Below are 17,152 nucleotides of genomic sequence, written 5' to 3' on the forward strand. Positions count from 1 at the left end.
ACACAGAACACACAAAGGCCTGGTCTGCGGACCGGGCCTTTTTGCCTTGAAGGGACAGGATCATGAGTGAGTGGCCAGAGGGATACGGGCGCAGCCTGCTAGAGGAAGTGGACAGCACACTGGATGAGGCCGCGCGCCGCGCGCCGACGCTGACCGGCCCGGAATGGATCATGGCCAAGCGCCAGACCAAGGGGCGCGGCCGCAGAGGGCGGGCCTGGAAGGAACCGAAGGGCAATTTTGCAGCAACTCTGGTGATGCGGCCAGATGGTGCGCCAGAGCAGGTGGCGCTGCGCAGCTTCGTGGCGGCCCTTGCCCTGCATGAGGCTTGCGTCGCACTTTGCGGGGAGACCGCGGGACTGGCGTTGAAGTGGCCCAATGATGTGCTTTTGAATGGTGGTAAGCTGGCGGGCATCCTTCTGGAGAGCGCAGGGGCCGCGGGCGGCGTCACTCATCTGTCGATTGGGATCGGGGTCAATCTGATTGAGACGCCGATGCAGGAATGGTTGGAGCCGGGCGCAGTCTGGCCCGTGTCACTGCTGTCGGAGACGGGTATCCACATCACGCCTGAGGTTTTCCTGACCGAGCTGGCGGCCGCCTATGCCCGCTGCGAACAGCAGTTTGTCACCTTTGGCTTCGAACCGATCCGCACCGCCTGGCTGGCCCGTGCAGCCCGTCTGGGTGAGGTGATCATCGCGCGAACCTCCAATTCCGAAACCGAGGGCACGTTTGAGACGGTGGACGGCAGCGGTAACCTTGTCCTCAAGACCGCCAAGGGCCGCGTCAGCATCCCTGCGGCGGATATCTTTTTCTAGGAAGAGGAGCAGGGCAGGTCATGCTTCTGGCAGTTGATTGCGGCAATACCAACACGGTGTTTTCAATCTGGGACGGGGCGAATTTCATCGGTACCTGGCGGACTGCCACCGATTGGCGGCGCACGGCAGATCAGTATTATGTCTGGCTCAACACGCTGATTCGGCTGCAGGGGATCGAGGCAGATATCACCGATATGATCATCTCCTCCACGGTGCCACGTGTGGTATTCAACCTGCGGGTTCTGGCGGATCGCTACTACAACACGCGCCCCCTTGTGGTTGGCAAGCCGGATTGCCTTCTGCCGGTTTCGGTGCGGGTGGATCAGGGAACGAATGTGGGCCCCGATCGTTTGGTCAATACGGTTTCCGGGTTTGATCAATATGGTGGCAATCTGATCGTGGTCGATTTTGGCACAGCAACAACCTTCGATGTGGTGGCCGAGGATGGCGCCTATATCGGCGGTGTCATTGCGCCGGGCGTGAATCTCAGCCTTGAGGCGCTGCATCAGGCCGCCGCCGCTTTGCCCCATGTGGATATCTCCAAACCCCAGTCCGTCATCGGCACCAATACGGTTGCATGTATGCAGTCAGGTGTGTTCTGGGGGTACGTAGGACTGGTGCGTGAAATCTGCGCCCGCATCAAGGCGGAGCGTGACGTGCCGATGAAAGTAATCTCGACAGGCGGGCTGGCGCCTTTGTTCCAGCAGACAGCCGATCTGTTTGACGCATTTGAGGATGATCTCACGATGCACGGGCTACAGATCATACACAAATACAACAAGGATAACGGTCTCAAGGATGAGCACTGAACGTTTAATCTACCTGCCCCTGGGTGGGGCGGGCGAAATTGGCATGAACGCCTATATCTACGGCTACGGCAAACCGGGTAAGGAACGCCTGATCCTGGTGGATCTGGGCGTCACTTTCCCGGATATGGACAGCAGCCCCGGCGTGGATCTGATCATGCCGGACATCCGCTGGCTGAAAGAGCGGGCCGACCAGCTGGAAGGGGTGTTCATCACCCACGCGCATGAGGACCACATCGGCGCGGTTGCGCATCTTTACCGCGATCTGAACGTGCCGATCTATGCCCGTGCCTTCACCGCCAATCTGGCACGCCGCAAGATGGATGAGGCTGGTCTCGACAGTGAAGAGGTGAAAACCGTTTCCGCGTGGCCCGAGGTGACAAAACTTGGTCCCTTCACCGTCGGCGTCGCTCCGATCTCGCATTCCATCCCGGAAAGTGGCGGTCTGGTGATCGATACACCTGCGGGCCGTATCGTCCACACCGGCGATTTCAAAACTGACCCGACTCCCATCGTGGGTGAGGCGTTCGACCCGGAAATGTGGGCGGAGATCGCCAAGGATGGCGTCAAGGCGCTGGTCTGCGATTCCACGAATGTTTTTTCGCTGAACCCGGGCCGGTCCGAGGTCGAAGTTGGCCCGGAGATCACCCGTCTGGTGGGCGAGGCTGAGGGCATGGTTGTTGCAACCACATTTGCCTCTAACGTGGCGCGGGTAAAAACCCTGGCGGAGGCAGGCCATGCCGCGGGCCGTTCCGTTGTCCTCCTTGGCCGGGCGATGCAGCGCATGGTCGAGGCTGCGACCGAAACAGGCGTTCTGAAGAACTTCCCAAAGGTGGTCAGCGTTGAGGCGGCGCAGGAGCTGCCGCGCGAAAACCTGATGTTGGTGGTGACCGGCAGCCAGGGGGAACGCCGCGCGGCGTCTGCCCAATTGGCACGCGGCAAATATCGCGGCGTTGAGGTGAAAGAGGGCGATCTGTTCCTGTTCTCCTCCAAGACGATCCCTGGCAACGAACGCGGCGTCATTCGCATCATCAACCAGTTCTCCGAAAAAGGCGTGGATGTGGTGGATGACAGCTCCGGTCTTTATCATGTGTCCGGCCATGCCAACCGCCCCGATCTGGAGCGGATGCATGACATCATCAAGCCGCAGATGCTGATCCCGATGCATGGCGAACACCGCCATCTGCGCCAGCACGCCCGTCTGGGCGAGGCGAAGGGCATCGCCAGCGCCGTGGCCGTGAACGGCATGATGATTGATCTGACAGGTGACGCGCCGAAGGTGGTGGATTACGTCGACACCGGGCGCACCTATCTGGATGGGTCTGTCAAATATGGCGCGCTGGATGGTGTTGTCCGCGATCGGATCCGCATGGCGCTCAACGGTCATGTGGTCGTCACCGTTATTCTGGATGAAGAAGATGAACCACTCGGCGAACCCTGGTGCGATATCAAGGGGCTGGCGGAAACCGGTCGATCCAATGCCGCGCTGGTTGAGGTAATGGAAGAGGATCTGAACCAGTTTATCATGCGTGCCGGTGCGAAGACCCTGCGCGACGATGACAAGCTGGAAGAGAACCTTCGCCGTGTCGCCCGCCAGACCGCCCAGAACGAGATTGGCAAGAAACCCGAGGTGACCGTGGTGGTCAGCCGGATGCGCTGAGCCAGACCGTTTTGACCTGAATTAAGGGCCCGCTGCACCTGATGTGGCGGGCCTTTTTTGATCCGCTGTTTCGGTCGTATGCCCATAGTTGATGGGCTGTAACGAAAAAGCCCCGGCAGCGTGCCGGGGCTTTCATCTGTGGTAGGGGATTGACCTTACCGTTTGCTCTCAGCTGCCTGCGCGCAGGCGTCGGATCAGGCGTGACGGGGGTGCGAAATCAGCGCGGCCAACTTCCTCGGCAGGCTGGCAATGCCCCGGCCAAGGCTGCGCAGGAAAGCGGCCATTGCCTCGGCACGCAGCTCATGCGCGCGGGCTTCGATGGCGCGGATTTCGTCGGCGGTCACGGTTGGAAACTCCAGATTGTTCATGGCAGGCCTCTTGGGTGTCTTATGTCTTGTTGACCCTCAGATAGGCTTTTCGGGGTCGGGCGACATCCGCAAAAATGGGCAATCCCGCCATGCTGCAAGTGCAAAGCTCAGAGGCGTTTGGCCGGCAACTGGCGCATAGCTCTTGTTGGTCCGGTGACCCGGCGCAATGAAAAAGGGCCGCCCCAAGAGGCAGCCCTGATGATTTTAGCAATCGCCGAGAATATTACCCGGCGCGGCGCTCGGCAAAGCTGAGGGCGATAAAGCTGGGCATGTGGTCGCCCATGCCAACCACATTGCGATCATTGCCACGGTCGTTGCCGCCACGGCCACGACCGGATTTCTGGTTGCCCTTCTGCCCGGATTTCTGCCCGGAAGATTTGGTCTCGGCAGATTTGCCACGGCCAGACGCGCGCTTTTCCTGCTCAGGGGCCTTCTGCTCCTGTGCTGTTGCATCGACCTCAGCGGTCGCAGCGTCGTTTGCCTGCTGGGCGTCTGCCGCCTCGTTCACATCCTTGGCAGCAGAGCTGCGGGAAGAGGAGCGACGACTGCGGGTCTTGCGCTCAGGCACCTCGCCGCTTGCATCGTCCTTGCTGTCTTTCGCCTTTGGCTCGGCCTTGGCTTTCTTCAGCGGGTTCTCGATGCGCGGGATCTCGTTCTGGACCAGACGTTCGATGTCTTCGAGGTTCTTCTCGTCCTTGGGCACGCAGATCATCATCGCGGTGCCGTCGCGTCCCGCACGACCAGTCCGACCGATGCGATGGACATAGTCCTCTGCATGGCTCGGCACGTCGAAGTTGAACACATGGCTGACGCTGGGCACATCAAGGCCGCGTGCGGCCACATCGGATGCGACGAGGAACCGCAACGAGCCTTCGCGGAATCCTTCCAGCGTTTTGGTGCGCTGGCTCTGATCCAGGTCACCGTGGATCGGGGCCGCGTCATAGCCGTATTTCTTTAGCGATTTGGCGACGATATCCACATCCGTTTTACGATTGCAGAAGATGATCGCATTGGTGCATTTCTCGCCTTCCTGATCAATCAGGTGACGCAGCAACTTGCGTTTCTCGCTGCCCTCACGGTCCCGGCGGGAGGCTTTGAACAGCACCACGCCTTGGGTGATGTTCTCAGACGTCGTTGCCTGACGGGCCACTTCCACACGCTCAGGCGCGGAGAGGAACGTATTGGTGATCCGCTCAATCTCAGGCGCCATAGTGGCGGAGAAGAACAGTGTCTGACGGGTAAAAGGCGTCAGGCCGAAGATGCGTTCGATATCGGGAATGAACCCCATGTCGAGCATCCGGTCGGCTTCGTCCACCACCATAACCTTAACGTCAGAGAGGATCAGTTTGCCACGCTCGAAATGGTCGAGAAGACGACCAGGCGTGGCGATCAGCACGTCCACCCCTTTGTCGATCAGCGTGTCCTGCTCCTTGAACGAAACACCGCCAATCAGCAGCGCCTTCGTCAGTTTCAGGTGTTTGGTGTAGGTGTCGAAATTCTCCGCCACCTGGGCTGCCAGCTCGCGCGTGGGGCAGAGCACCAGGCTGCGCGGCATGCGCGCCCGGGCGCGACCGCGCGCCAGCAGGGTGATCATCGGCAGGGTGAACGATGCCGTCTTGCCGGTGCCGGTCTGTGCGATTCCCAATACATCACGCCCCTCCAAAGCAGGCGGAATTGCCCCTGCCTGAATGGGAGTGGGGGATTCGTAACCCGCTTCCTCAATCGCTTTGAGAACTTTGGGGTTCAGGTTCAGATCTGAAAATTTTGTCATATGCGTCCGTTTTTGCGGACACTGACCTGGCCCGCGCGTGTATGTCAGGGCCGATTCCGCATGGTCTTGCGTCCTGTCTTGATCGGCTTGCGGCGGGGCATAGCAAAATCCGCTGCAATCGTCAAACGAAGCCGGGTTTTCGAAGGTTATTGATCCTGTAACGGGTAAACCCGAAACAGTTTAGTCAAATTGCGGGAAATGTTGACGTCGCTTGGTCGCCAAATCCAGCGGGCAATGATGGATCATACCCCGCAGGCGTAGCGCATCATAGACCTCAGGCAGCTCCGCATTGATTTCGCCGAAGAAGCGTCGCAATCCGTCTATACCGTAGTCCTGTTCAATCATGGTCAGCAGCTCATGCTTGTTTAATCCGCCGAAACGCGCCGGAAATCCTGCACCCAGACCCGGCCGGTAGGAGCCGCGCGCCAGTCGGAATCGGTAGCTGCCTTGCCAGTCATCCCAGCTGGCGGCGTGGCGATGACAGATCTGCAATTCCTCCTGCTCGGTCTCGCGGGTGTTTTTCTCACCATGCTGGAACAAGTTATGGATTCGGTACTGAATATCGGGGAGGCCGGTGCGGGCAAACAGCTTACCTGCCGTGTGGCTGAGAAAGCCGCCTTTGAGAAAAACGCCGAATTCGGGATAGATCGCTCTGACCTCATGCTCGCGTTCAGCACCAGAGGGGACCATGGCCTTGTAGTGATCCGCATGCCCGGCCAGCGCCTCCAGCGGGCGCATCCGCAGCACATCCGTCTCAGCAGGCAGCGCGGCGAGCGTTTCCGTGATCGCCCGGCTTTGGTCATGGGCTGCAACATGAGGCCAGAGAAACTCATCCACATCGATATGGGCGACCCAGTCGGTCTGGATCCGCTCGTAGGCGTGGGTCGCGTTCATCGTCTGGCGGGGCTGGTGCATCTTTGGACGCGGCGCCTTGTGCTGCTTCCAATAGCGGTCGTCGCAGGTGATCACCCGAATTTTCGGATGCGCCTTTAGATGTGGGTAGACGTCGGGATTTTCTGCATCAAGATACAGATGTAACCGGTGGGCACCCAGATCCAGGTGGTAGGCGGCAAAATCCAGGATAGATTTGGCGTCGGCCTTGATGGTGCTGACAAGACCCCATTTCGGTTTGCTCGGCGTGGTCATGACCTGCGATGTGTCTTGTAGCGCTGAATGCGTCCGAAAATGCTGCGGGGATCTTCCATCACCATGCGCAGCATCCTGATGGCGAGTGGCCGCAGCACCAAGTCCCGTTCGCCATACCGCCACAGCCGCGCCAGCATCTGTCGATCCAGATCGCCATGGGGCAGGTGGTAAGGTGTCATGCCAAGGCCGATGTCATCCAGATCCTTGCCCTTTACACGGGGAAGGCCGCTGTCGGTCGGTCGCCCTGACAATCTTCGTTCACTGTCGTGCAGTTTGATCATATGGAACAGCAACTGCAGCCCTTGCCCGCCAAGCCGCTGATCAATCGTGTCCCCATGATCCGCAAAGGTGGTTGCCGCTGAGATCAGCCAGCGCGTCGGCAAACCCGCCGCCAATGCGCCCCCATGCTCCGCCCAGATCCGCAGGAACAACGCCCGCGCATCCGCTGGCGCATCCCGGCGGCGCAAGATCGCAATACAGAGCGCATGGACCGCCCAGATTTCAGGATCACCTGCAAACTCTTCCCGCAGGGACTGCCATTTATGCGCGATATGATGGATCGGCAGATCCTTCTGCGTCGCGGGCTTAGGGCCGGGATCTGTCAGCGGACCAAAGAGAGTGGCCAAATCGGCATCCGCCGCCGGCAAGGCCGACAGCGGCTCGACAAACGGCACCTCTTTCTTTTCGAGCTGCCGCAGCAGTTTATAGAACCCGCCAGGATAGTTTTCGTTGTCGATATCCATGGCGGGCTGGTGTCACCGATGATCTGGGAGGCTGGTCTTAAACCATCATCTCCTTGGTCGCGGTCAGTTTCAAGTCCGGATAGTCGCGCTCAACCCGGTCAATGTCCCACTGAAGGCGCGTCAGATAGACCACATCGCCATCATGATCATGGGCAATGTGCTGCTTGTTGGTGTTGATGAACTTGTCGAGCGCGGTCTTGTCGCCGCTGACCCAGCGGGCAGAGGTGAATTGCGACGCCTCAAACCGGACGGGCAGGCCGTATTCCATCTCGATACGGCTGGCGAGCACTTCAAATTGCAACTGCCCCACCACGCCGACAATGAACCCGGATCCGATGGAGGGTTTGAACACTTTGGCGGCACCTTCTTCGGCGAATTGCATCAACGCCTTTTCCAGATGCTTGGCCTTCATCGGATCGCCCGCGCGCACGCCTTGCAAGAGTTCCGGTGCAAAGGACGGAATACCACTCACGCGGAGCGCTTCACCCTCGGTCAGCGTATCGCCGATGCGCAGCTGGCCGTGGTTCGGAATACCGATGATATCGCCGGCCCAGGCTTCCTCTGCCAATTCGCGGTCCGACGCCAGAAACAGCACCGGGTTGGAGATCGCCATCGGTTTCTTTGACCGCACATGTGTCAGCTTCATGCCGCGTTTGAAATGGCCCGACGCCAGCCGCACGAAGGCTACGCGGTCGCGGTGCTTGGGATCCATATTGGCCTGCACCTTAAATACAAAACCGGCGACTTTCTTTTCATCCGGCGCAATCTGGCGCGGTTGGGCGGTCTGCGGCTGCGGTTCCGGCCCATAGGTGCTGATGCCGTCCATCAACTCCTTCACCCCGAAGGAGTTGATCGCAGAGCCGAACCAGATCGGGGTCATGTGACCTTCCAGAACCGACTGCGGATCAAGTGTCGGCAGCAGCTCGCGCGCCATTTCGACCTCTTCCAGCAGCTTCTCCAGCAGGTGCTCTGGCACATGCTCCGCCAGTTTCGGGTCGTCCAGACCGTTGATCTCAATGCTCTCGGCGATCTTGTTGCGGTCGGCCCGGTCCATCAGCTCCAGACGGTCGCGCAACATGTCGTAACAGCCGATGAAATCGCGTCCGACGCCGATCGGCCAGCTGGCCGGTGTCACGTCAATCGCGAGGTTCTGCTGGATCTCGTCAATGATCTCAAATGTGTCGCGGCTTTCGCGGTCCATCTTGTTACAGAAGGTCAGGATTGGCAGGTCCCGCAGGCGGCAGACCTCAAACAGTTTCTGGGTCTGGCTTTCCACACCCTTTGCGCCATCAATCACCATGACCGCGGCATCAACGGCGGTCAGCGTGCGATAGGTATCTTCCGAAAAGTCGGAGTGACCGGGCGTGTCCACCAGGTTGAAGCGGTAGTTGGCATAGTCAAACGACATCGCGGAGGCCGAAACAGAAATACCGCGATCCTTCTCCATCTGCATGAAGTCTGAGCGCGTCCTTCGGGCCTCACCCTTGGCGCGCACCTGACCTGCCATCTGAATAGCACCACCATAAAGCAGGAACTTCTCAGTCAGCGTGGTTTTGCCGGCATCCGGATGCGAAATGATCGCAAAGGTGCGGCGCCGGGCGATTTCTGCCGGCAGGTCGGGGCGGTTTGGGACGGTATCGAGCATGAGCGCGCGTATATCAGGATGGCGCGCCGAGGCAAGAAAAACAGGGGGCAGGCCCCCTGCGCATTACCGACAATCGGGGCCGGCGTTTCAATCCCAGATCAGGGCCTGTCCGGCAAGACAGGCAGGCATTGCATCTGCGGGCAGCTGCCCCAGCTGTTCAAAGAAGGCGAAGGCGTCAAATCGGGACGTCAGTTCAGCAATCTTGTCGCCTTCAAAACGAATCATCATGATCCCCTCAGCATGAACAGGCGTGACCCCGTCCGGGCCGTCCGCCGTCAGCAGGTAGCGCGTTGAGGTCCAATCGCCGTCTTCCATGTAGTGCAGCATCTGCACCCGCAGCTCACCCGCAAGCTTGTGAACAACCTCAATCAGGACCGGATAGTCCTTGCGCGGGTTGGTCAGCCCATCCAGCAGCTCAGTACCCTCCAGTGTGGGGGCCAGCATCTGGGCAAATGTGGACATGTCGCGATTTTCCCAAACTTCGGAAAACCAGCGCTGTACAAGGTCTCGCTTGGTCATGGTCAGGCAAAGCTCCATAAATTCCACGTCGGAGTGCAGGACCTATGTGCCGAAATGATTATGGAGATTTCCATCAGAGATCGTAATCCTCGCCCCGGTGTATCGAATTTTTTCAGAATTTGCGCTGCCTGTGTCGATCCGGCGTTTCGCCGACGGCCTCCCGTGATCGGACGCAAGCAGTCACATGGCGCGGCGTTTCAACCCGGAGACCGACTGACCACGGTCCATCAGCGCCGGTCGAACATCCAACCCAGAGGCCACCCGCTGGTGGCCCAGCAAGAGACCGGGTGTTCGGTTCAGGTTCTCCTGAGGCAGCGCGGCGCGCGTCAACGGGTCAAGCAGGAGGCTTTCAGCCGCGATCCCTTCAGCGAAAATGATTTGATGGCGATCAAACAACAGCTGGAAATAATCCACGAATCCGCCGCTTTGTACGATGATATCAATCCCATTCACCAGTTCCCGCGCCCGGACCAGATGTTCAGGGCGACCCCTGCGTCGGATGTCGCGTCGTGGATGTACCAACAAACGGTGGTCCGGGCTGACCAGGAGGTCATTTTCATTGTTGAGCGCACCGGCCCGGATCAGGATCGGGGCCATTTCACCAACCGCGCGGCTTGTGCATTGTCCGATCCAGCGCACTTCTTGGGCACCGTCATCGCGCGTCAGTACCCGGTCGCCAGCCACAAGATCCTCAATTGGCCGCTGTGCACCGGTGTCGAGGGTAATATGAGTGCCGCGCGTGAAGGAGACGCAGGCCAACTGCGCAAGCTGCTGGTGCGTACCCTCGCGTGTTTTGCGCACCAGTGTATAGCCTGTCTGCGGGCGCAGTGGTGCTAGCGGCAGCAAATAGATCGCTGCAATCAAACCGCCGTCGTCCACCTCGACCATGACCAGAACCTCAACGTTGGCGCCGATATCGGGCATTAACGTCAAAAGGCAATCAAGATGCAGGCGCGCACCTGGGGTCCCGATCGCAGTCGCGTGATCCAGCGTAAGGCGCCCGTCCATGCGCGCGGTCAAGCGAATTTGCCGAAGCGGAGCGTTTCGGGCCAGCTGATAGACATCGTCCAAATGTAGATCATCGTAGACCCCAAGGCTGTCACCCAGATTGGCCCCCATTTCGACACGGAAATCGGCCGCCGCGAACACCGGTAGCGTTTGGGCGGCGATGGGGGTCTGATGCAGCTGTGTCAGCATGGATAACCTAACCAATAGCGGCGCGCGTCCTGCGCGTGTGAACTCTCATTGTGGCGGGAAATGTGGCGAGATGCGGACCAGACGGGGGTGGTTTTGCGAAGCCAGCAGGACCGGAAGGCGCCCATGCGCAGGCCCGGGTCGTCTTCGGGCAGCATCGGCAGCTGCTGTTTGTGTTTGGGCTGGTCAATACCGGGACAAGGGTGCAAGCTCCGCCGCGACAGAAACAGCGTCGGATCCCGGCTTGCAAACGGCCTGGCCGGAACAAAATATCGCGACGCAACAGGGAGGTATGTCATGGACTTGGGATTGGCGGGAAAGCGGGCATTGGTCTGCGCCAGCAGCAAGGGGCTTGGCCTCGGCTGCGCGGAGGCCCTGGCAGAGGCCGGGGTGGATCTGGTGATGAACGCGCGGGGAGCGGAGGCGCTTCTGGCCTCAGCCCAATCCATCCGGGATGCCCATGGCGTCAACGTGGAGACCATTGCCGCGGATGTCACCACCGAGGCGGGGCAGGCCAAGGTCATCGCCGCAGCCGAGGGGGTCGATATTCTGGTGACCAATGCAGGCGGCCCGCCGCCGGGGCTGTGGTCCGACTGGGAGCGTGAGGATTTTATCAGGGCGCTGGATGCCAACATGCTGACCCCGATCGCGCTGATCAAGGCGCTGGTGCCGGGTATGATGGAACGGGGCTGGGGCCGGGTGGTCAACATCACGTCACAATCGGTGAAGGCGCCAATCCCGGTTCTGGGCCTTTCGAATGCGGCGCGCACCGGGCTGACTGGCTATGTGGCGGGCACCTCCCGTCAGGTTGCCGCGAAGGGCGTGACCATCAACAACCTGCTGCCCGGCATCCACGCCACGGATCGGGCGGTCTCGCTGGATACCGGCGTGGCCCAACAGCAGGGGATCTCCCTTGAGCAGGCCGCCGAGCAGCGCGCCGCCAGCATTCCCGCCGGTCGCTATGGCACGCGGCAAGAGTTCGGCGCCACCTGCGCCTTCCTCTGTTCGCAGCACGCGGGCTTCATCATCGGCCAGAATATCCTGCTGGACGGTGGCGCCACCAATATGACCATTTAACGGGGCGGGCAGATGGCATCCGGTTTCTCGCTGAAGGATCAACTGTTTAATCAGGAGAAGACCCGCTACCTAGCGGGCCTTTTCGCGGCGGCGGATTCCGGATTTGACGCCGCGGCGTTTGAGGCTGAGGTGATGGCTCGGCTGCCGGATCTGGAGCTGAAGGAGCGCATTACCCTGATCGCAGAGGTGCTGGCCCGCCATCTGCCTGCGAATCTGGAGGCCGCCGCACCCGTTCTGCGACGGGCGCTGCCGCCGCCTCTGGATCCCAGCCTGTCGGATGATGACTTCGGCGACTTCATCTTTGCGCCGCTGGGAGAGTTTGTGGTGCTGCGCGGGTTGGAGGCGGCCCCGGATCTGTCGCTGCAGCTGCTGTCCGAAATCACCCAGCGGTTTTCCATGGAATGGGCTATCCGTCCGTTTCTCACCCATTGGACCGATCAGACATTGGCCGTGATGCAGGGTTGGGCGAAAAGCGACAGCTATCACGTTCGGCGGCTGGTCAGCGAAGGCACCCGGCCAAGGCTGCCCTGGGGCCAGTCGGTTCCGCTCACATTGGCGCAGCCCTTGCCCCTGCTGGACCAGCTCCACGCTGACCCGACCCGCTATGTGACACGTTCAGTGGCCAATCACCTCAATGATATCTCAAAAAAGGATCCGGAGCTGGTTCTGGATCGGCTGCGCAGCTGGCAGGCGGCAGATCAGCAGCGCCCAAAGGAGCTGGCCTGGATGACCGCCCATGCGCTGCGTGGGTTGGTGAAGGCGGGGCACAGCGGCGCGATGGAGATGCTGGGGTATGACCCGGACATGCCTTTCGCCGCGACGGTCACGCTGCGCGATGATCCTGTGCATATTGGCGGTGCTCTACAATTTGACTGCCAGCTGGACGGTGCACCGGACACCCCCGTGCTGGTGGACTATCGCCTGCATTTTCAACGCCCGGGTGGCAAGGTGTCGGCCAAGGTCTTTAAGCTGAAACAATCGGTCCTGACCGGCGGTAGCACGCGTCTCAGCAAACGCCATCCGCTGAAAGCCGGGGCGAGCACCTTTACTCTGGTGCCGGGACCCCATCGGCTTGAACTGCTGGTCAACGGGCGCGTGCGCGCTGAGTTGAGTTTTGATTTGTTGCCACCGCAGTGAACATGCTGCCACTGACGACCCTTGATGTCGCGCTTTGGTGCGCTCCCTTGCATGGAGACATTGGCGTTGATATCTGCAGGCCAATCCCGATCATTTAGGTCGGACACGAATAACGAGGTCGCATGACATCTGCCCCCCCTGACCCGATGCTTGGTACCGACAGTGCGTCTATATCTGCGCCACGTCTCGAAATCCGCAATCTGCGGCGGTTCTTTGATGGGCGCGCGGTGGTGGATGATGTGTCGATGCAGATCCAGGCCGGGCAGGTAACCTGTCTGCTTGGCCCGTCGGGATGTGGCAAATCCACGACGTTGCGGATGATCGCCGGGGTGGAAATGCAGGACAGCGGCGAAATCTACGTCGATGGCAAACTGATCTGCGATACCGTGTTTCGGGTGCCGCCAGAGCGCCGTGAAATTGGCTTGATGTTTCAGGACTTTGCCCTGTTTCCGCATCTGAGCGTCGCCGACAATGTTGCCTTCGGACTGAAGGGCAGCAAGGATGAAAAACGCGCCCGCGTGAAAGAGCTGCTGCAAAAGGTCTCTCTTTCACAGTACATTGATGAATTCCCGCATCATCTGTCCGGCGGTGAACAGCAGCGCGTGGCTCTGGCCCGTGCGCTGGCCCCACGCCCACGGATCATGCTGATGGATGAGCCGTTTTCCGGGCTTGATAATCGCCTGCGTGACGGCATCCGCGACGAGACCCTGACACTGCTGAAAGAAGAGGACGCCGCCGTCCTTCTGGTCACCCATGAACCGGAAGAGGCGATGCGGATGGCTGATGAGATCGCTCTAATGCGATCCGGAAAAATCGTGCAGCAGGGTGCGCCCTACAATGTCTATACCCGGCCAGTTGATCGTGCGGCTGTGGGGTTCTTCAGCGATACCAATGTCCTGCACTCCGAGGTTAACGGCGCGCTTGCCGAAACCCCCTTTGGCCAGTTTCTGGCGCCGGGTGTGCCGGATGGCACCAAGGTCGACATCGTGTTCCGCCCGCAGCATCTGCGGATCGATTTTGACCGCAACGGGCGCGGCCCGCATCCGACGCCCAGCGACGGGGTTGCCGCGCGCGGGGTGGTCAAGCGAGCCCGCTTCCTCGGACATGAGAGCCTGGTTGAGTTCCGTATGGATTTTGACGGCAGCATATTGAAGGCGACGGTGCCAAATGTCTTCCTGCCGGATGCCGGGCGGGTGATGTGGCTGACGGTGCGCCGCAACCGTTGTTTCGTCTTCCCCACCGGCTGCTGACGCGGCGGATCAGTCCGGCGCGGGCGTGTCGGCATAGGGCTGATAATCCATCAGGCGCTTGCCCGGTTCATCCACGAACAACTCCGGCAGGGGCTCGGCGGCCTCGATGAGGTCAACCCGAAACACCCTGAAATCCTCACGTGCCTCGCACCAAGCGGTGAGGGTCCAGACCCGGCCCCAGTATTCCATATGCAACGGGCGGATGACCCGCTCGGTCAGCGTGTCATCAATACGTCTGTAGGTGAGATGCAGCTTTTGGCGTGCCTTGATTGCTGCGCGCAGCGTCGGCATCTGGGTAAACCCTCGCGCTGCGTCGGCGAAGGGGTAGACTGCAAATTTCCACGCATCGGCTTCGGCAATGGTGCCCTCGGGCAGCACCGCATCCACTTTGGCGGCCAGACTTTCGGCAGCGGCCTTCAGATCGGGATCGGCAGCCTCAGCGACAATCGCCATGCCAAGGTTCAGCGCCTCCAGCTCCTCGCTGGTGAGTGTGAGGGGCGGCAGGGTGATCGCCTCGCGCACCATATAGCCCACACCGCGCGCACCCTCGACCGGCACACCGCTGGCAACCAGCGTGTCCATGTCGCGGTAGATTGTGCGGGTCGAGACCTCCAGCCGTGCGGCGATGTCCTGCGCGCGGTGCAGTTTTCCATCGCGCAGGATCTGGATAATGTCGAACAGGCGGTCGGTGCGGCGCATGTCCTAGCCTTTATACGGGGCGGGGAGGAGGTCAAGACCACCCTCCGCCACTTGAGCCTGAAAGGAGCCTGACCCTAGCTGGCCATGGACCAACGGACCTCCTCATGACGCATCTTGGCCGTATCGGGCGCGATTGCCGCCATTACCTCTGCCGAGAACTCCTGCGTCATGAAGCTTTGTGCCACCTCCTGTGCTGTCGCCATATCCTGCCAGACCACATAGTCGGTCCAACTGCCATCTGCGCCCTGGGTCAGCTGACGATGCAGAAAGCCGGATTGCGCGCGCACAAATCCCTCGGTGCGCTGCATCAGCGCCACAAAATCCGCTGTCTTGACGCCCTCAGCCAGATGAAAGGTCACGATCTCTGCCACATGTTTGTCCATCACTTGTCTCCTTTTCGGTGTGATACACTGGCAATAGCGCCCCTCAACTGACATAAACCTGTCAGTTGGATTGCGTCACCTCGTATAAAACTGCTTTTTTGTCAGTTTCCGATGCCGCCCGTGCGGCTCAGATCTTTGCCGCGCCGGGGTGGGGGCGTAAAACCGTCATCAAATGACATCTGCGGGCCATCCCCTGGTCCGCACGCAGAAGGAGACCCTCTCATGCTTAACAATATCGGCCTTCCGGGCCTGCTGCTCATCGCTGTTGTCGTGCTGGTCCTGTTTGGTCGCGGCAAGATTTCTTCGCTGATGGGCGAAGTGGGCAAAGGCATCACCGCCTTTAAGAAAGGCGTCAACGACAGCACCAAGGAACTGGAAGAAGACAACTCCGCAGAGGCCGCGCGCGACGTGACCCCCGAGACCGAAAAAGACAAGGTCTAAGCGGCGATGTTTGATCTTGGGTGGACCGAACTCATGGTCATCGGCGTTGTAGCGCTGATTGTTGTCGGGCCCAAGGACCTGCCGGTTTTGTTCCGCAATGTCGGGCGGTTCGTGGGTAAGGCCAAGGGCATGGCGCGCGAATTCAGCCGGGCCATGAATGACGCTGCCGATGAGGCGGGCGTCAATGACATGGCCAAGGGGCTGAAGGCGGCGGCCAACCCTGTCAATACCGCAATGGATGGCGTCAAACAGGCGGCACAGGATATGGCAAAGTCAATCGACCCGACCAAATTCGACCCCGACAGCGAAACCGGGAAACTGGCGGCTGAACGGGCAGAAGATGCCAAGAAAATCCAGGCTGCCACCGCCCGTGCCGCGGCAGACCGCAAGGCGCGCGAGGCCGCTGAAGCGCAGGCCAAAGCGGCTGAGGCGGAGGCGGCTTTGGCAGCTTCGGACACGCCGACAACGCCGGAAAGTGAGACCAAGACATGAGCGCGTCTGAAGACATCGACGACAGCACAGCGCCGCTGATTGAGCATCTGGCTGAATTGCGCACCCGCCTGATCCGGGCGGTGGGCGCGTTCATCGTGGGGATCGTGCTGGCCTTCACTGTTGCAGAACCGATCCTGCAATTCCTGCTGGGCCCGATTGAGGAAACCCTGCGCAATCTGGGCGATCCCGCACCGACACTGCAATACACCAGCCCACAGGAATACCTGTTCACGCTGTTCCGCATCTCTATGGTGTTTGGCTTTGCACTGTCGTTCCCGGTCATTGGCTTTCAGCTCTGGCGCTTTGTGGCGCCGGGTCTCTACAAGACTGAGAAGAACGCGTTTTTGCCCTTCCTCATCGCCTCGCCGGTGATGTTCCTCTTGGGGGCGAGCTTTGCGCATTTCGTGGTGACACCGCTGGCGATGGCTTTCTTCCTTGGCTTTGCCGATGTGTCGTCGATCTTTGCCAACCTTCTGTCTGGTGCGGTCAGCAGCCTGCCTGCCGACGCCGCGGTGGTGCCGGAAACCACCGACGGGGTGCGGATCACCTTCTTTGGCAAGGTGAACGAGTCGCTGGATATCACGCTGAAATTCATCATGGCGTTTGGCCTGTGCTTTCAGCTGCCGGTGCTTCTGACCCTGATGGGGAAGGCCGGTCTGGTCAGCGCTGACGGGCTGGGGAGCGTGCGCAAATATGCGGTTGTCGCCATCCTTGTGTTGGCAGCCCTTGTGACCCCGCCGGATGTGATCACGCAAGGGATCCTGTTTTCGGTGGTCTATGGTCTTTATGAGGTGTCGATCCTTCTGGTGCGCCGGGTTGAGAAGACCCGCGAGGCGAAGTTGCGGGCTGAAGGCTACTATGACGACGACGATGATTTCGGCGAGGAAATGGATATGCATCCCGAAGATGATCCTCTGATGGCCGAGTTTGAAGATGATGATCAGGACGACGGTAAGGCCAAGTAATCCCTACTGGAACGGATGACAAAAGGCGCGCTGGAAACGGCGCG

The 17,152-nt window shown here is 60.2% G+C and carries 18 protein-coding genes; 9 read left to right on the forward strand and 9 right to left on the reverse strand.

Translation table 11 applies throughout. The annotated features are described in order from the left end of the window. Nucleotides 1-62 precede the first annotated feature (62 nt). Genes phaeop14_RS04840 through phaeop14_RS04850 form a run of 3 tightly spaced genes read left to right on the forward strand, consistent with a single transcriptional unit; the run spans nt 63 to nt 3,278 of the window. Entirely contained in the window at nt 63-812 is a 750-nt protein-coding gene (locus tag phaeop14_RS04840) for a biotin--[acetyl-CoA-carboxylase] ligase (RefSeq protein WP_040172839.1), read from the forward strand. A 20-nt stretch (nt 813-832) separates the two neighbouring features. Further along, nucleotides 833-1,621, forward strand: a complete 789-nt coding sequence (locus phaeop14_RS04845) for a type III pantothenate kinase (protein ID WP_096788914.1) — start codon at nt 833-835, stop codon at nt 1,619-1,621. Then, complete coding sequence (locus phaeop14_RS04850) at nt 1,611-3,278, forward strand: ribonuclease J (RefSeq protein ID WP_096788915.1); 1,668 nt, start codon at nt 1,611-1,613, stop codon at nt 3,276-3,278. Before phaeop14_RS04845 ends, phaeop14_RS04850 begins: the two co-directional genes overlap by 11 nt. A gap of 194 nt (nt 3,279-3,472) precedes the next feature. Here the strand turns inward: phaeop14_RS04850 and phaeop14_RS19720 are convergent, their stop codons facing one another. From phaeop14_RS19720 to phaeop14_RS04880, 7 genes are all read right to left on the reverse strand, one after another. Then, nucleotides 3,473-3,646: an RSP_7527 family protein gene (locus phaeop14_RS19720; RefSeq protein WP_167385671.1), complete on the reverse strand. Its 174-nt coding sequence runs from the start codon at nt 3,644-3,646 to the stop codon at nt 3,473-3,475. Between the two features lie 223 nt (nt 3,647-3,869). Then, the gene (locus tag phaeop14_RS04855; RefSeq protein WP_096788916.1) at nt 3,870-5,417 is read right to left on the reverse strand and encodes a DEAD/DEAH box helicase; all 1,548 of its coding nucleotides are present in this window, start codon (nt 5,415-5,417) and stop codon (nt 3,870-3,872) included. 180 nt (nt 5,418-5,597) lie between these two features. After that, nucleotides 5,598-6,563 carry a glycosyltransferase family 2 protein gene (locus phaeop14_RS04860; protein WP_096788917.1) on the reverse strand — a complete coding sequence of 322 codons (966 nt, stop codon included), beginning with the start codon at nt 6,561-6,563 and terminating at the stop codon, nt 5,598-5,600. After that, nucleotides 6,560-7,306 carry a hypothetical protein gene (locus tag phaeop14_RS04865; RefSeq protein WP_096788918.1) on the reverse strand — a complete coding sequence of 249 codons (747 nt, stop codon included), beginning with the start codon at nt 7,304-7,306 and terminating at the stop codon, nt 6,560-6,562. Before phaeop14_RS04865 ends, phaeop14_RS04860 begins: the two co-directional genes overlap by 4 nt. A 37-nt stretch (nt 7,307-7,343) precedes the next feature. Continuing rightward, on the reverse strand, nt 7,344-8,951 hold the full coding sequence (locus tag phaeop14_RS04870) for a peptide chain release factor 3 (RefSeq protein ID WP_040172857.1): 1,608 nt from the start codon (nt 8,949-8,951) through the stop codon (nt 7,344-7,346). Between the two features lie 87 nt (nt 8,952-9,038). Next, nucleotides 9,039-9,470, reverse strand: coding sequence for a nuclear transport factor 2 family protein (locus phaeop14_RS04875; protein WP_119180200.1), 432 nt, complete (start codon nt 9,468-9,470; stop codon nt 9,039-9,041). 180 nt (nt 9,471-9,650) lie between these two features. After that, nucleotides 9,651-10,667: a Hint domain-containing protein gene (locus phaeop14_RS04880; RefSeq protein WP_040172860.1), complete on the reverse strand. Its 1,017-nt coding sequence runs from the start codon at nt 10,665-10,667 to the stop codon at nt 9,651-9,653. A 294-nt stretch (nt 10,668-10,961) separates the two neighbouring features. On the opposite strand from phaeop14_RS04880, the gene phaeop14_RS04885 reads away from it, so the two are divergent. The 3 genes from phaeop14_RS04885 to phaeop14_RS04895 all read left to right on the forward strand — a co-directional run bounded on the left by phaeop14_RS04885 (nt 10,962) and on the right by phaeop14_RS04895 (nt 14,128). Next, nucleotides 10,962-11,741 carry an SDR family oxidoreductase gene (locus phaeop14_RS04885; RefSeq protein ID WP_040177942.1) on the forward strand — a complete coding sequence of 260 codons (780 nt, stop codon included), beginning with the start codon at nt 10,962-10,964 and terminating at the stop codon, nt 11,739-11,741. 12 nt (nt 11,742-11,753) lie between these two features. Next, nucleotides 11,754-12,878, forward strand: a complete 1,125-nt coding sequence (locus phaeop14_RS04890) for a hypothetical protein (RefSeq protein WP_096788919.1) — start codon at nt 11,754-11,756, stop codon at nt 12,876-12,878. A 122-nt stretch (nt 12,879-13,000) separates the two neighbouring features. After that, nucleotides 13,001-14,128, forward strand: coding sequence for an ABC transporter ATP-binding protein (locus phaeop14_RS04895; RefSeq protein WP_040177944.1), 1,128 nt, complete (start codon nt 13,001-13,003; stop codon nt 14,126-14,128). A 9-nt stretch (nt 14,129-14,137) separates the two neighbouring features. Here phaeop14_RS04895 and phaeop14_RS04900 read toward each other — a convergent pair whose 3' ends face one another. Next, nucleotides 14,138-14,827, reverse strand: a complete 690-nt coding sequence (locus phaeop14_RS04900) for a helix-turn-helix transcriptional regulator (RefSeq protein WP_096788921.1) — start codon at nt 14,825-14,827, stop codon at nt 14,138-14,140. 74 nt (nt 14,828-14,901) lie between these two features. Further along, entirely contained in the window at nt 14,902-15,210 is a 309-nt protein-coding gene (locus tag phaeop14_RS04905; RefSeq protein WP_096788922.1) for a hypothetical protein, read from the reverse strand. 222 nt (nt 15,211-15,432) lie between these two features. Here phaeop14_RS04905 and tatA point away from each other — a divergent pair, with 222 nt between their 5' ends. The 3 genes from tatA to tatC are packed head-to-tail and all read left to right on the forward strand — an operon-like array spanning nt 15,433 to nt 17,108. After that, nucleotides 15,433-15,651, forward strand: coding sequence for a twin-arginine translocase TatA/TatE family subunit (gene tatA / locus phaeop14_RS04910; protein WP_040172879.1), 219 nt, complete (start codon nt 15,433-15,435; stop codon nt 15,649-15,651). Nucleotides 15,652-15,657: 6 nt separating this feature from the next. Next, a complete protein-coding gene (gene tatB / locus phaeop14_RS04915; RefSeq protein WP_040172881.1) occupies nt 15,658-16,143 on the forward strand; it encodes a Sec-independent protein translocase protein TatB in 486 nt (161 codons plus the stop codon). Beyond that, entirely contained in the window at nt 16,140-17,108 is a 969-nt protein-coding gene (tatC, locus tag phaeop14_RS04920; protein WP_040172883.1) for a twin-arginine translocase subunit TatC, read from the forward strand. Before tatB ends, tatC begins: the two co-directional genes overlap by 4 nt. The last annotated feature ends 44 nt before the right edge of the window (nt 17,109-17,152 follow it).

Source organism: Phaeobacter piscinae (assembly GCF_002407245.1).
Taxonomy (GTDB): Bacteria; Pseudomonadota; Alphaproteobacteria; order Rhodobacterales; family Rhodobacteraceae; genus Phaeobacter; species Phaeobacter piscinae.